This is a genomic window from Leptotrichia hongkongensis (assembly GCF_007990635.1).
Lineage (GTDB): Bacteria > Fusobacteriota > Fusobacteriia > Fusobacteriales > Leptotrichiaceae > Leptotrichia > Leptotrichia hongkongensis.
This window is the reverse complement of record NZ_AP019846.1, coordinates 498,646-512,966: the sequence shown is the minus strand read 5'-3', so window position 1 is coordinate 512,966 and position 14,321 is coordinate 498,646. Positions and strand designations below refer to the sequence as shown.

16 protein-coding genes are annotated in these 14,321 nt (G+C 31.1%); all 16 read right to left on the bottom strand.

All coding sequences use genetic code 11. From position 1 onward, the window contains the following. Positions 1-15 precede the first annotated feature (15 nt). Positions 16-624 carry a regulatory protein RecX gene (locus FVE75_RS02480; RefSeq protein WP_147005042.1) on the bottom strand — a complete coding sequence of 203 codons (609 nt, stop codon included), beginning with the start codon at positions 622-624 and terminating at the stop codon, positions 16-18. Continuing rightward, positions 614-1,735, bottom strand: coding sequence for a recombinase RecA (recA, locus tag FVE75_RS02475; RefSeq protein ID WP_147005041.1), 1,122 nt, complete (start codon positions 1,733-1,735; stop codon positions 614-616). Before recA ends, FVE75_RS02480 begins: the two co-directional genes overlap by 11 nt. Positions 1,736-1,879: 144 nt before the next feature. Beyond that, on the bottom strand, positions 1,880-2,557 hold the full coding sequence (locus FVE75_RS02470; RefSeq protein WP_147005039.1) for a dTMP kinase: 678 nt from the start codon (positions 2,555-2,557) through the stop codon (positions 1,880-1,882). 181 nt (positions 2,558-2,738) lie between these two features. Then, entirely contained in the window at positions 2,739-3,749 is a 1,011-nt protein-coding gene (gene ilvC, locus FVE75_RS02465; RefSeq protein ID WP_147005037.1) for a ketol-acid reductoisomerase, read from the bottom strand. Positions 3,750-4,086: 337 nt separating this feature from the next. Continuing rightward, positions 4,087-4,542, bottom strand: coding sequence for an FxLYD domain-containing protein (locus FVE75_RS02460; protein ID WP_147005036.1), 456 nt, complete (start codon positions 4,540-4,542; stop codon positions 4,087-4,089). 440 nt (positions 4,543-4,982) lie between these two features. Continuing rightward, positions 4,983-5,639, bottom strand: a complete 657-nt coding sequence (locus tag FVE75_RS02450) for a DNA alkylation repair protein (protein ID WP_147005032.1) — start codon at positions 5,637-5,639, stop codon at positions 4,983-4,985. Between the two features lie 124 nt (positions 5,640-5,763). Next, the gene (locus tag FVE75_RS02445; RefSeq protein ID WP_147005031.1) at positions 5,764-6,528 is read right to left on the bottom strand and encodes a class I SAM-dependent methyltransferase; all 765 of its coding nucleotides are present in this window, start codon (positions 6,526-6,528) and stop codon (positions 5,764-5,766) included. A 192-nt stretch (positions 6,529-6,720) separates the two neighbouring features. Beyond that, the gene (locus FVE75_RS02440) at positions 6,721-7,776 is read right to left on the bottom strand and encodes a DMT family transporter (RefSeq protein WP_147005030.1); all 1,056 of its coding nucleotides are present in this window, start codon (positions 7,774-7,776) and stop codon (positions 6,721-6,723) included. Positions 7,777-7,813: 37 nt separating this feature from the next. Continuing rightward, on the bottom strand, positions 7,814-8,599 hold the full coding sequence (locus tag FVE75_RS02435; RefSeq protein WP_147005028.1) for an ABC transporter ATP-binding protein: 786 nt from the start codon (positions 8,597-8,599) through the stop codon (positions 7,814-7,816). 34 nt (positions 8,600-8,633) lie between these two features. Continuing rightward, positions 8,634-9,692, bottom strand: coding sequence for a 3-isopropylmalate dehydrogenase (gene leuB / locus FVE75_RS02430; protein ID WP_147005027.1), 1,059 nt, complete (start codon positions 9,690-9,692; stop codon positions 8,634-8,636). A 27-nt stretch (positions 9,693-9,719) separates the two neighbouring features. Then, positions 9,720-10,508, bottom strand: a complete 789-nt coding sequence (locus FVE75_RS02425) for a toxin-antitoxin system YwqK family antitoxin (RefSeq protein ID WP_147005026.1) — start codon at positions 10,506-10,508, stop codon at positions 9,720-9,722. 176 nt (positions 10,509-10,684) lie between these two features. Further along, entirely contained in the window at positions 10,685-11,305 is a 621-nt protein-coding gene (locus FVE75_RS02420) for a hypothetical protein (RefSeq protein WP_147005025.1), read from the bottom strand. 20 nt (positions 11,306-11,325) lie between these two features. Next, complete coding sequence (locus FVE75_RS02415) at positions 11,326-12,384, bottom strand: alpha/beta hydrolase family protein (protein ID WP_147005023.1); 1,059 nt, start codon at positions 12,382-12,384, stop codon at positions 11,326-11,328. A 22-nt stretch (positions 12,385-12,406) separates the two neighbouring features. Continuing rightward, positions 12,407-12,877, bottom strand: coding sequence for a hypothetical protein (locus FVE75_RS02410; RefSeq protein WP_147005021.1), 471 nt, complete (start codon positions 12,875-12,877; stop codon positions 12,407-12,409). A gap of 245 nt (positions 12,878-13,122) precedes the next feature. Continuing rightward, entirely contained in the window at positions 13,123-13,497 is a 375-nt protein-coding gene (locus FVE75_RS02405; protein ID WP_147005020.1) for a hypothetical protein, read from the bottom strand. Between the two features lie 200 nt (positions 13,498-13,697). After that, on the bottom strand, positions 13,698-14,273 hold the full coding sequence (gene leuD / locus FVE75_RS02400) for a 3-isopropylmalate dehydratase small subunit (protein WP_026749486.1): 576 nt from the start codon (positions 14,271-14,273) through the stop codon (positions 13,698-13,700). Positions 14,274-14,321: the final 48 nt, after the last annotated feature.

Sequence of the window (14,321 nt, the reverse complement as noted above, 5' to 3'; positions counted from 1 at the left end):
TTTCCTCCTTTACCGTTATTCATAATTTTCTTTATATTCTTTCAGCTTTTTAAAAATTTTGTCAAGGGAAAAACCTTGTCTTGCTAGGTACTGTATAAATTTCTGTTCTTCCTTTAATTTTTTTTCTTCCCTCTCATTATTTATATTAATCTTTTTACTATTTTTTTCAATTAATTTTTCTAACTTTGTGTCATCAACATTGTCTTCTTTTTCCTCATCTAAAGTCAGATAGGCCTTTTCAACTGTGACTTTATCAATTCCTTTTTGAAAAAGGTTGTAGGAAATACGATTTTTACCGTAAGTTCTGCCTTCAATATATGAAATAGCATAATTTAAATCATTTAGATACCCTAGTTCTTCCAACTTCTCTATTGCCTGTAAAATAGCTGACTTGTTTCTAAATTTTTCTTGCAGCTTTAACCGTATTTCTTTTTTTGTCCTGTCTTTTAATGAAATTAGAAAAATCCCTTTTTCAAGAGAGGCTTCATACGAAATCTCATCATAAAACCTCTCAATATTGTCATTTACCTTTAAATCATATTTCTGCCTGATAAGAGGACTTATATCCATAATTTCCTCATTATCAAGATATATCTTATTACGATAAATTTTATTAATCTTCATCTGTCTCTGCTTCTTTATTTTCCGTATTTTCAGATTCAACAGTTTCTACTATTTTTAGTTGCTCTGTTTCCTGTTTTGGACGAATAGCATCAAGCACTTGCTTTTCAAGTCTTCCATATACTTCCTTGTTTTCCTTCAGCATATTTTCAACATTTACACGCCCTTGTCCTAGACGTTCATCGCCATAACTGAACCATGCCCCGCTTTTTGAAGCAATTCCAAGATTAATCGCTGCATCAAGTACTTCCCCAATTTTAGAAATTCCAGTTCCATACATAACATTAAATTTAGCTTCTTTAAATGGTGGCGCAACTTTATTTTTTGTAACTTTTACTACAACTTCACTTCCAATAACGTCGTCTCCCTGCTTAACAGAACCTACTCTTTTTACTTCCATTCTTACAGTTGAAAAGAATTTTAAAGCACGTCCTCCTGAAGTCGTTGTCTGTACTCCTGGAACAAATGAAAATCCGCCAATTTTTTCTCTTATTTGGTTAATAAAAATCATAACTGTATCAGATTTTGAGATACTTCCTGTTAATTTTCTAAGTGCTTTTGACATAAGTCTTGCCTGAAGTCCCATTTGCTGATCGCCCATTTCTCCTTCAATTTCAGCTTTTGGAACAAGCGCCGCAACTGAATCGACAACAATTACATCCATTGCTCCACTTCTTACAAGCATATCTGAAATTTCAAGTGCCTGCTCACCTGTATCAGGCTGTGAAATTAACAGCTCATCAATATTTACTCCAAGAGCCTTTGCATAAACTGGATCTAAAGCATGTTCCGCATCAATAAATGCCACTGTTCCACCAGCCTTCTGAGCTTCCGCAATAATATGAAGTGCAAGTGTTGTTTTCCCTGAAGATTCCGCTCCATAAATCTCAACAATTCTCCCTCTTGGCACTCCACCAATTCCAAGCGCTATATCCAAATTCAAGCTTCCTGTAGAAATAGCCCTTATATTCATTTTCTGATTTTCACCAAGTTTCATTACAGCACCATCACCATAATCCTTCTGAATCTGCTTTAGTGCCAAGTCAAGCATTTTCTCCTTTTCGCTTAACGCTTTATCATCCTTTTCTTTTTCTTCAGCTTTTTTTCTAGCCATTATACCCTCTCCTTATTTATTATTATATTCCAAACATTATTATATCACAATTTGATTTCTTTTTATATATTTTTTCTTTTCTATTTTTGATTTCTTTTAACAAATTTTTACTTAAAAAATTTTATTTTATAAAATTCGAATCAATTATATATTTTCCAGAGATATTTTTAGCATTTCATCATTTATATCTTCTATCGTTCTTAATTTGTCATCTTTAATGCAGGAAATTACATTCCACTTATATTTTACCGACAATTCTTTTGCTACTTCATAGGCATTTTTCAAGTAATTTTTATCTTTTTCGTGAATATCCTTCTCTTTTTCTCCAGTTATTTTATTTTCCCTGTTTTTCATAAGTTTTTGACTAAACTCAAACGGAATATCTAAAAAAAATACAACATCTGGCTCTGGTATTGCTATTTTTCTCCATTCCAAGTCTATTAACCAGCTCAAATATATTTCACGTTCAGATTTATCAGATATTTTAGGAACTTGATGAATCATATTTGAAATTGTATATCTATCGCTAATCACAATTCCCCCATTATTGTAAAACTCTTCCCATTCAGTCTTAAATGAAGCAAACCTGTCAACTGAATAAAGCACAGAAGCCGCATAAGCATTGACGCTTTCCGCTGTTTTTCCAAATTCACCTGCAAGATACATTTTTACAGGCTCAGAAGCTCTGCTTTCATAATTTGGAAAAGATATTTTTCTTACTTTTTCGTCTCCTTTTATTTCTTGTAATTTTTTATAAAGTAATTCTGTCTGAGTCTGTTTTCCACTTCCATCTGTACCTTCTATAATTATTAATTTTCCCATTTTTATTTCCTTCATTTTTAAAAAGTCTTTATAATCAAAAATATAGCAGCCTTATTTAAAAGACTGCTAAAATTTTAAATTGTAATTTTATTTTTATTTTATTGATTTTTCCCCATTTTTGCTCCTTTCAGCAAAATGGATAATCGCTATATTCCTTTAAAATTAAGGATTTTAATATGATTTATTTTTTAATCCAAGGCATAAGTTTTCTTAATTCAGCCCCAACTTTTTCTACACCGTGATTTGCAAATTCTGCTCTTTTTTCTTTTAAGAATGGTTGTCCTGCTTTTGAGTCTGCTAAGAAGTCATTTGCAAATTTACCTGATTGGATATCTGCTAATACTTGTTTCATAGCTTCTTTTGTTTCAGCAGTTATAATTTTTGGTCCTGTGATGTAATCTCCATATTCAGCAGTGTTTGAAATTGAGCTTCTCATTGTTGCCAATCCACCTTCATAAATCAAGTCTACGATAAGTTTCATTTCGTGTAAGCACTCAAAGTAAGCATTTACAGGATCATATCCAGCTTCTGTCAATACTTCAAATCCTACTTTCATAAGTTCTACTACTCCACCACATAATACAGCTTGTTCACCAAATAAATCTGTTTCTGTTTCTTGCTTGAATGTAGTTTCAAGGATTCCTGATCTTCCTCCACCAATAGCTGATGCCCATGCTTTAGCAACTTCCATTGTATCTCCTTTAGCATCTTGGTAAACAGCTACTAGACAAGGTACTCCACTTCCTTCTTGGAAAGTTCTTCTTACCAAGTGTCCAGGTCCTTTTGGTGCAACCATAAATACGCTTATATCTTCTCTTGGAACAATTTTTCCAAAATGAATATTAAATCCGTGTCCAAATGCGATATATGCTCCTTCTTTCAAGTTTGGTGCAATATCAGATGCATATACATCAGCCTGAATTTCATCTGGAATCAAAATCATAACTATATCTGCACCTTTTACAGCATCTGCAGTTTCTTTTACTGTAAACCCTGCTTCAGTAGCCTCATCCCAAGATTTTGAACCTTTTCTAAGTCCAACAGTTACATCAAATCCACCTTCTTTTAAGTTCAAAGAATGTGCGTGCCCTTGTGAACCATACCCCAATACAGTAATTTTTTTACCTTCCAATTTACTCAAATCACAGTCAGCATCATAATAAACTGTTGTTCCTAAAATATTTCCTGCCATTTTTTATCCTCCTAAATTTTATATGTATATATTATACACTTTTTAAAAATATTTGCAAATATTTCTTTTTAATGTAACGATATATTTTATATATTTTTGAATTTTATTTTTTAGATATTTTTATTAATAAATATTTTTCATAATCTCTATGTTTTTTTATTTTTATAGGATAGCTCATTGTAAAAAATCCTAGAGATTAGTTTATGCTAGACTTTGTTTAAAAAACAAAAATTATATTTTAAATTTTTTTAAAATATTAGATTTTATCTTTTATAAAAAAAGATTGTAATAAATTCACTATTTAAACGATATTTAGTATAGGATGTTATTATCAAATTTATTGTGCATTTACATAAGCATCTTTAACTTTACACGCTTTTACATCTCCCGAATTTAGAACAGCTCTAAACTCCCATTTTTTATTTTTATCAATGGAGTCAGTGCTATCTACAGCATCTCCAACTTTTGTTCCTTTTTTATCAAAGCAAGGGATTTCAATAGTAACATTTTCCTTTCTGCTCCCACTATTTGTTAAAACTCCTGTTACAATTGTTGTATTCCCATCATTTTCAACTTTTGCCTTAGAAAATTTATACTTAACGCCCTTTGCATCAATTTCTCCATCATTTCCACCGATTATTCCGCCGATAATATTTCCAGTTGTTTTAATTACTGCTCCTGTAACAGTTCCAGCTGCTTTAATTGTCCCTCCAGCAATACTTCCTGCCGCTCCAACAACTCCACAAGATGAAAGAACAAGAGCCGTTCCCATTATCATTATTATTTTTTTCATAATTTGTAAATCCTTTCAATATTTTTTATGCTTATAATACAATAAAATTACTTTAAAACTTATACTATTCCATATTTAAATAACAAATGTTTAATAAAATTTAGCGTAAAATTAAAACTTCCTATCTTTAAACATAATTTTTATTTTCTAATGGAATTTAGTATTAAATTATTTTGTTTAACAACAATTTTACTATTTTTATTATACTCTTTCTTTTTTTGCAGGATTGCTCATTGCCGCAAATCCTACAACCTATGGCTAGACTACGACTTTTATTTGCCCAACTCCGAAACTCCTCCTTCCAGTCGTCAGACAGTCGTAGTTGAACAAATAAAAGCTCCGTCACTTTATTAGAACTAGAAAACTATATTTTAATTATTTGAAAATATACTTTGTTGAAAAAGTCTATAATAAATTTGTTACTTAAAGAGAATTTAATATTACAAATATTTACTAGCTTCCCTAATACTTAATTTTGCCATTTTTTCTTTATTTTTTTCAATAAAATTTTTTACCCATTCAGGATTAGTCTTGCTATAATCTCTCAATGCCCAGCCTATCGACTTATTGATAAAAAATTCAGCCTGCCCCAGATTATTCTCTAAAACCTTTTCCAGTAATTCAGTATTTGTTTTTTCTTTTCTCAAAAGCTGATGATCAATGGCAATTCTTCTAAGCCAAATATTTTCATCAATACTCCATTCCAGCAATATTTTATTCACATTTGAATCCTTTAATGCCAAAGCTCCTATTGTCATATCCAAATTGTCTATCGTATCCCACCATGATTTTTTCAAGATTAACTGTTTAAGCTTTGGAATATCATCTCTTGTCAACTTATCTTTCATATTCTTTAGGTAATCTGCTGCAATATACTGAAATTCCCTGTACTTATTTTCCCAGCATTTATTTACAAATTCCCAGTCGATTTTTTCTTCATTCTTGTATTCCTTGAAAAAATTTTTAAATATTTTGCGTCTTTCAGGCGTCTTAATTCCAATATATTCAAATTTATTAAGCATATATTTTGACATTTGTCGTGCCTGTTCTTCATTTTTATGCTGAATCATTTTTTCATAAAGTTTATTAAAATCCATAAGTTTCCTCTTTTTTCATTTTATTAAAAACATTAATTTCTATTAATTACAAAATTCTAATTTTTAGATTTTAACCCTTACGGAAAATAAAACGGGCTATTCTCCTGAAGTATGCTCTATAACATTATAGTTTAATGCAAAGTGTAGCTATATAGTCATTTCCATAACGTGATAATCTATGTCTTTTGTCACACGATTCATAAAAATCTATCATAGCGAGACCATTTTTAAGTTGTCCTCTAATCTGAGTTTCTAAGGTATGGCTAAATTCATATCCATATTCTGGATTTATGGTTATTTTGCCTTCCTCTTCAAGCTCTTTTGAATTAAAAGGTATTGAAAACTTTAAAAGTAATTCCTCATCGGGTTTGTCCCATACAATGTCAGCATCATACATGTATATCCAAGGATTCATAAATCCGACCATTAACAGTCCACCCTTTTTCAATACTCTAGAGGCTTCTTTATACATGTTTTCTAAATCTTCTATATATACATTTGAAACTGGATTAAAAATAATATCAAAAGTTTCATTTTCAAATGGAAATGGTTTTGTCATATCGCCTTGAACTGTATTGATTTTTAAGCCTTCTCTTTCAGCAACCATATCATCTCTTTGTAATTGTGATTTAGAAAAATCCATTATGGTTACATCATAACCTTTTATAGCAAAAACTGGACCCTGCTGTCCACCACCACAAGCTAAACCTAATATCTTTTTTCCGTTTGCTTTTTCAAACCATTCTTTCGGGACTTTTTTCCCAACAGTTAATGCAACAGAAATTGGATTATTTCTAACTTCTTCTAATTCTTCATGTGTCAATGGCTCAGTATAGTCATTTTTTACATTATTCCATCTATCTTCATTTAATTTTATATAATTGTTCATCTTATAATCTCCTCGTAATTTTATACTATTTCGATTTAAGTTGGAGGTGTTGCCATTACATTTTTCTTACCTCTAAAAATTTTTAATTTCTTGAACAATTTTAATCTTGCTTAATTTTTTTTTATTTTTCCTAATGTTTCTTTTGTTTTAAACTTTAGTTTGTTATGTTTTAAATACAGCACTTTTATAAATCTACAATTCCTTTTCGTGTATTAATTTATGTTCTATGCTATTTATATAATCTTTATGTTTGTGATTATGCTTTTTCTCTGATATAAAGTGACTATGTTCATGTTCATGCGTGATAAAATGAGTATGTGTTTTTCCATCATGCGTATGAACAATTATGTGAGAATGACTATGACTGTGACGTTTAACCATTGTATCATATACGACAACTGCACTACCAATTATCATAAAGATAAGACCAATGAAATATACCAAAGTAAGTTTTTCTCCATTTACTACAAATGCTAAAAAAGTTCCTACAAATGGAGCTACAGCATAATATGCACTAGTTTTTGCAGCACCTAAATCTCTTTGTGCTCTGATATACATAAAAATGCTGAGTCCATATGCCACAAATCCAAGTAGCAAAGCAGCTATTATATATTTCATTTCAGGAATTCTTTCTCCCAAAATAAGGGCGACTATAAATGAACCGCTGCCAGAGAAAAATCCTTTTAATAAAACAATCTCATAAGTACTTTTATCTGCAATTTTTCTAGTGCAGTTATTTTCAAGTCCCCAACAACACGTTGCCAATATAACAAACAATGAACCTAATGAAAATTGGAAACTTTCAGCCCCTTCAAATGAAAGAACTATACTTGATATTGTGATAAATCCAATAGCAATCCACAACTTTGATGTTACTTTCTCCTTAAATATCAGAAGAGCAATAATTGTTGTTGCTACAATTTCAAAGTTACCAAGCAGTGAAGCATTTGAAGCTGAACCAATATTTATACCAATCATCAGAAATATAGGTGCCGCAATATCAAGGACAATCATTCCAACAGTATAAGGTAAATCTGCCTTACTTAACTTTTTATACTTTTCTTCGGCTTTTCTACGAAACAAGTACATAATGCCTACCCCTGTTCCAGCTCCCAAATATAGAAAAGATGCCATCAATGTGGGAGGAATCTTATTTAAAAGCACTTTAGAAAACGGTGTATTTATTGCATAAAAAATAGCCGCAAGCAGTGCTAAAATTACCGCTATAAATTTTCTGCTTTTATCCATGTTTAATAAATCATCTCCTTTTAGGTAAATCCTAAATTTATCTCACAATCAGCCAAGGTCTTTCATTTTCCCAAACAATCTTCACATCCAATCCGAACATCTGAGAAAGTAATTTATCTGTCAAAATATCCTTTTTAAGCCCTTTTGCTAAAATCTTTCCATCGTGAAGAAGTGCCACGTGAGTTACTGATGGCACAATTTCCTCAATCTGATGAGTTACATAAATAAACGGTATTGCATTATTATTTTTGGAATTTTCTTCAAGCACTTTCAAAAAATATTCTCTCGAAGTTACATCAAGCCCTGAACAAGGCTCGTCCAATATAAGCAAATCAGGCTCATTCATAAACGCTCTTGCAAGCAATGTCCGTCGTTGCTCCCCTTGCGACAAAGTTCCAAAATGATTATTTTTTATATACGAAATCTTAAAATCCTCAATAATCTTATCCGCCTTTTCCCTATCCTTATCTGTAACTTCATCATAAATTCCAATAGAACTAAACTTTCCAGAAATTACAACATCTTCCAGTTTTTCACCATTTAATGTACTTGAAAAATTATTTAATGTCGAACTTACAAAACCAACTCGATTCTTTATTTTTTTCCAAGAATAATTACCAAATTTATGCCCAAAAACTCGCACTTCTCCAGAACTTGGGAAAATATAGGCTGGTATCATTCCAAGAAGAGTTGACTTTCCAGAACCATTAAGCCCCAGAAGTACCCAATTTTCACCTTTATTTATATGCCAATCAATTCCTTTCAGTATTTCTCTGCCATTACGCTTAAAAGTTACATTTTCATAGTGTAATATTTCTTCCATAAAAATATCCTTCTTTTTCCAAAATTTTTAAATCCTAAATTCTATTAGCAATTTCAGTTCCCATTTCATCAGTTCCAACTTTCTTCATACCATCTGTATAAATATCAGCTGTTCTAAATCCTGCTTCCAGCACTTCTTCCACAGCTTTTTCTATCGCATCAGACTCTTTTTGAAGATTAAATGAATATCTTAACATCATTACTGCCGAAAGTATTGTTGCTATTGGGTTTGCAATATTTTTTCCAGCAATATCAGGTGCTGAACCGTGACTTGGTTCATAAAGTCCAACTTTTCCATCTCCAAGACTCGCTGATGGCAGCATTCCAAGCGATCCTGTAAGCATTGAAGCCTCATCTGACAAAATATCTCCAAACATATTTTCAGTCAAAATCACATCAAATTGTCTAGGATTGGCAATCAGCTGCATTGCGGCATTATCCACATACATATGCGAAACTTCCACTTCAGGATAATCTTTTGAAATTTCTTCCACAACTTTTCTCCACAATTTTGAAGTATCTAAAACATTGTGTTTATCTACGCTCGTAAGTTTTTTATTTCTAAGTTTTGCAATTTCAAACGCTTTTTTCGCAATTCTCTCAATCTCAGGTCTTGTGTAAGGAAGTGTATCAAACGCCTTTTCATCAGAATATTCCCTATGCCCAAAATAAAGCCCTCCAGTAAGCTCCCTTACTATCATCACATCAAGTCTATCTCCAATTATTTCTTCCTTCAAAGGACTCGCACTTTTTAACGATTTAAACAAAATTGCAGGTCGCAAATTCGTATAAACTCCAAGTTCCTTCCTAATCGCAAGAAGCCCTCTCTCTGGACGTTTTTCAGGCTCAATATTATCCCATTTAGGCCCACCAATAGCCCCAAGCAAAATAGCATCACTATTTTTACAAACTTCCACAGTTTCACTTGACAAAGGAACTCCATACTTATCCACAGACTCCCCTCCAAGATATCCCCGAACATACTCAAATTGATGTCCAAACTTCTCTCCAACCTTGTCCAAAACCTTTATCGCCTCAGCCACTATTTCCGGCCCAATTCCATCTCCATTTAATACTGCAATTTTGTAGTTCATTTTCGCACTTCCTTTCTTAAAATTTTTCTAGTTTTTCTTTAATATTTTTTGTCTATTTTTTTCAAACTCTGGCATAAATTTAGGTTTGATTTCATTGTACTCGCCTTTATACTTTAAATTACCTTTTTCATCATAAAATTCCCAAAGTCCAGTAGCTTCTGAATTTCTAAAAGTTCCTTTTAAAAGAGGTTTCTCATTTTCATAAAAATAATTAATTTCGCCATTATGCTTATCATTCAAAAAATTACTTGTCATATAAATTTTTCCACTAGGATAATAAATCACAACCTTTCCTTCTTCTTTATCATTTATATAAGTTCCAGTTGATTGCAATTTTCCAGACATATAATACTGTTTCTCTTCACCCTCTTTTTTCCCTTGAACATAATTTGAAACTGTATTTATTTGCCCATTTTCAAAATATTCCGTAACAATCCCATCAAAAAGACCATTTTTGTAATTTACTTCTACAATTTTTCCACCATCACTAGCAAAAAATTCCCAAAGTCCATCTTTTTTATCATTCTTATAATTACCTTTTCCTATCAAATTTCCATTTTGATAATAAAATTTTGCTTCACCTTCTCTTTTTCCATTCAAATAATGTACTTCTAATTGCTTTTCACCACTTTTATATGGTCTATTAAATGTATATTTTGCTATTCCTACTTTATATGCTGTTTTAGAACCGCTTACTGCCGATTTCTCAAATGACAAATCGTCCATTGCTTTTCCTAATTCTTTAATATCCTTTATATCTGCAAAAACTAGTTGCATACTCAACAACATTATTAAAAATATAAGTTTTTTTAACATTTAATTCCTCCATCTAATTATTAAATTACTCAATTACTCCCAATTTTAAATTCCAAATCCTAAAGTAATTCCTCTGTAATATGATGCCCTTTTCTTTAAATTTTCTTAACCGAAGCATCTTCAGTTTCCTGTATTGCCTCAAGAATTTCTTTATTTAAAATCCGTTTTTATAAAAATTAATCAAGAAAACAGCAAGTAAGAGTTGTTAATTTTGATTCTGCACTATCTTCTAATAATATTGCTTCATAAGTTTTTTTAACAGGGCTGTATTCTTCAACAATTCCTTTGTCACCTTCTCTTCTATAATTTTTTACTAATTTTCCCGCTTCATCATAAAAATTTATATTCATTAATACACCATCTTCACTATGAGTTCGTTCAGTTTTTAAATTTCCAAATTTATCATACCACTTAGATACTCCTATCTCTATAAATTTAATATATTTATCTTCAAAAGGAATTCCTTCAACACTTGAAGGATTTATTTTAAATCCATTATTATCTTCTATTTCTACCTTAGCTTCTGCAACTTTCTTCTCTTGATTTTCATAAATTTTAGTTAAGATGCCTCTATCGCCTTTTATCTGCTTATAATTAAAACTTCCATTAATTATTTCACTTTTTCTTTCTAATTCTTTTAAAAAACCATCTTCAATTATTGCAGTTACTTTTCCAGCTTTTTTTCTTTGATACTCTGTATATTCTTTTGCAGTCATCATTTTATTTTTTGCAGAAAAACTTATAATTCCGAAAGATAAAACAGCTAATAACACTATTTTAAAAAATTGATTTTTCATTTTTATCTCCTACTTATTTTTTATTCTCTCACAATCCCTTTTGAAATCACATCCAAATCCCCATCACTAAACTGAATATTCGTTTTTGTCCCTGTATCAGCCAAGATTTTCTGTGCAATCATTGTTGTTAATGGATAAATGATATTAAAATGATCTCCACCTGCAATTCGGTATTTCTTGAATGGTATTTTGTATTTATCTGCGGCTTTTTGCATAGGCTCAAATAGAATATCTCTTCTTTCTTCCTGCCCTTCAAAGTGAAAAGTTGGTGCTGTTATTGAACGGACGTATCGAAGTGATGATCTTACTGCTATTTCTCTAGGGTTTGTTAAATCAAATGGAACTCCACCATATTCATCAGGTTTTTCTGTTGCCCAAAAGAAATCTGGCAAGGCACCTATTGCAAAAACTGCTCGAAAACCTTTTGAATATTCGCTTAGAAGCAATGCCTTTGTCCCACCTGTACTGTGTCCAACGAGATAAATTCTATTTGAATCAACATAAGGCAGTGATGCCACATATTTTCTAGCTTCTTCCAAGTCTTCAATTTCCCCATAAAACATTTCATATTTTCCAGGATTTTCATTTTCTCCTCTAGCACTTGGTATTGCAAGCACAAAATCATCTCTTTTAAATGCACCTGCCCCTTGATAATTATTTTTAGGCGATTCTTCATCCCAGCCAAACTCACTATCTCCAATTCCACCAAATCCACCATTTAAATATATGATCGCTGGATATTTTTTCCCGTTATTTTCTTTTGCTGTAATATACATTGGCATTTCTCCTAATTTTGATGGATAATTTACCAATGAAAACTTACTGTTTTTAGGCGGAATATCTGGTTTTCCATCTGGCACAAATTCCGTTTTTTGCCCATCGACAATCTTTGTCTTAAAATTTTTATGAGCCTCTTCCAATGTTTCTCCATATATTTCAAAATCAAAACTATTGTCAATTTGTTTACTATTTTTCTCACTCTTTTGAACTTCTGTATTTGCATTTGAATTTTTGCCTCCGTTCCCGCAAGATACTACAAAAGTTGTTAAAATTAGCAATAAAAGTAATATTTTTTTCATAAAGTTACCTTTCTTTTTTTATTTATTGTTCCAACATTCTTCTTTTGCCCACTCTTTCAGCCAATTTTTCAAAGTACCCACTTTCAATCAGATTATTTCTATTCTGCATCCACCATGCCTTTCCATTAATTTGGGCAAAATTTATTATTTCTTTTTTTATTTTGTCCCCAGCTCTTACTGATATTGTTAATTTATAGTTTAAGATTCCTTTTTTTAAATCAATTTTTTCTATATCATCAACATCTATTCTTGTTAAAAGCCCTTTAATTCCACCAAGTATCCCAATTTCGAAAAACAATATTTCATTCTCCTTAAAAAGTATATAACACGGCTTCATCCCTGCTTTCATAATCAATCCAATAAGTCCCATCATCAAAAATGAATTCAAATTTCGTTCTCTTTTAATACCATAAATAAAATTTTTATCATGCTCTATCCCATTTTGCTTGAAATATTCTTCTACTTTCAACTGTTCTTTTGATTTTTCTGCCATCTTTTAAATTTTCCTTTCTAATTTTTATTCTATTATTTCAACAAACAACTTCCTTCTCAATAATATCGTTAACCTTTTTGTCAATTTTTCACAAAGAATCAAAGAAATTAGCCCATATAATACTAAATTATTCTTTAAAAATACATAAGCTTATAAATAATCAATACTAAAAATCAATTTTTTTATACGTATTTTTACTTTAAATTTCCAATTTGATGCACTATAGATTATCCTCATTTTACATACTACATCTGAAATGCCGTTATCCAAAAACATATTCCAGCTATAAGTGAAAGCGGAGTCATAACATATTTTTCTTTCCTGCTTTTTGAAATCATGTTCATAATAGTATTCAGAGATAGGTAGACAGCAAAGAAAAAACAAATATATTTAGTAACCTTAAAAGACAGCCATAAGGAAATAAAACCTCCAGCTTGCAAAATAATTATCATTGCAAAAATTTGGATACCCACTGAAATGGCTGCCATAACTCTAAATCTCTTAGGTAAAATTTTATGTTGTCCGCCCATTGTAAATTCGCCCAGAGGTAAACCGCAGGCAACAAGAACTGTCATAATTGCTATAACTCCAAATAATACTGCACCTAATATTGAAAACATAAATCAATATTCTCCCTTCACCAAATACAAAAAATTTAAGTTACAAATTTAAATTTCTTTCTTTTTTAATTAATACCATAAATAAAATTTTTATCATACCCTATCCCATATTACTTGAAATATTCTTCCGCTTTTAATTGTTCTTTTGATTTTTCTAACTATTTTTTAAATCTTTCTTTTCACAAATTAAGTTATTCAGATTATCTATGATTCTCCTCATACTTCCTAATCTCATCCTCATGTTCCAATGTCAATCCAATCGAATCAAGCCCTTTTAGTAATCTCTGTTTCCAGCTTTCCTCCAGCTCAAAGAAATAATCTTTCCCATTTGCAGTCAGTTTGTTATTTTCCAAATCAACTACCACTTTAGCATCCCCAGGAAGTTTAGCCAGTTCCAGTCTATCAGCTTCTGGCAAAGTTATTGGCAAATGTCCGTTATTTAGCCAGTTCATGTAGAATATTCCTGAATACCCTCCTGCAACAATTACATGAAATCCATAATCCTGCAATGCCCAAGCCGCATGTTCCCTGCTCGAACCGCACCCAAAGTTATCTCCTGTAATCAAAATTGTCCCTGTCTTATATTCAGGCTTGTTTAAATTAAAATCCATATTATCTGTTCTGTCCTCATTGTATCTCCATTCATCAAACACATATTGCCCAAATCCTGTTTTTTCGATACTTTTTAAATATTGTTTTGGAATTAATTGATCCGTATCTATGTTGTCATTCATTATTGGAACGATTGTTCCTTCATATTTTGTAAATGGTTTCATTTTTCTCTCCTTCATTTTTTATATATAAAAATCTTATTTTTAACTACT

Excerpts from the sequence above, each read along its gene's own strand:
- FVE75_RS02480 (WP_147005042.1), bottom strand. The coding sequence starts at position 624 with ATGAAGATTAATAAAATTTATCGTAATAAGATATATCTTGATAATGAG.
- recA (WP_147005041.1), bottom strand. The coding sequence starts at position 1,735 with ATGGCTAGAAAAAAAGCTGAAGAAAAAGAAAAGGATGATAAAGCGTTA.
- FVE75_RS02470 (WP_147005039.1), bottom strand. The coding sequence starts at position 2,557 with ATGGGAAAATTAATAATTATAGAAGGTACAGATGGAAGTGGAAAACAG.
- ilvC (WP_147005037.1), bottom strand. The coding sequence starts at position 3,749 with ATGGCAGGAAATATTTTAGGAACAACAGTTTATTATGATGCTGACTGT.
- FVE75_RS02460 (WP_147005036.1), bottom strand. The coding sequence starts at position 4,542 with ATGAAAAAAATAATAATGATAATGGGAACGGCTCTTGTTCTTTCATCT.
- FVE75_RS02450 (WP_147005032.1), bottom strand. The coding sequence starts at position 5,639 with ATGGATTTTAATAAACTTTATGAAAAAATGATTCAGCATAAAAATGAA.
- FVE75_RS02445 (WP_147005031.1), bottom strand. The coding sequence starts at position 6,528 with ATGAACAATTATATAAAATTAAATGAAGATAGATGGAATAATGTAAAA.
- FVE75_RS02440 (WP_147005030.1), bottom strand. The coding sequence starts at position 7,776 with ATGGATAAAAGCAGAAAATTTATAGCGGTAATTTTAGCACTGCTTGCG.
- FVE75_RS02435 (WP_147005028.1), bottom strand. The coding sequence starts at position 8,599 with ATGGAAGAAATATTACACTATGAAAATGTAACTTTTAAGCGTAATGGC.
- leuB (WP_147005027.1), bottom strand. The coding sequence starts at position 9,692 with ATGAACTACAAAATTGCAGTATTAAATGGAGATGGAATTGGGCCGGAA.
- FVE75_RS02425 (WP_147005026.1), bottom strand. The coding sequence starts at position 10,508 with ATGTTAAAAAAACTTATATTTTTAATAATGTTGTTGAGTATGCAACTA.
- FVE75_RS02420 (WP_147005025.1), bottom strand. The coding sequence starts at position 11,305 with ATGAAAAATCAATTTTTTAAAATAGTGTTATTAGCTGTTTTATCTTTC.
- FVE75_RS02415 (WP_147005023.1), bottom strand. The coding sequence starts at position 12,384 with ATGAAAAAAATATTACTTTTATTGCTAATTTTAACAACTTTTGTAGTA.
- FVE75_RS02410 (WP_147005021.1), bottom strand. The coding sequence starts at position 12,877 with ATGGCAGAAAAATCAAAAGAACAGTTGAAAGTAGAAGAATATTTCAAG.
- FVE75_RS02405 (WP_147005020.1), bottom strand. The coding sequence starts at position 13,497 with ATGTTTTCAATATTAGGTGCAGTATTATTTGGAGTTATAGCAATTATG.
- leuD (WP_026749486.1), bottom strand. The coding sequence starts at position 14,273 with ATGAAACCATTTACAAAATATGAAGGAACAATCGTTCCAATAATGAAT.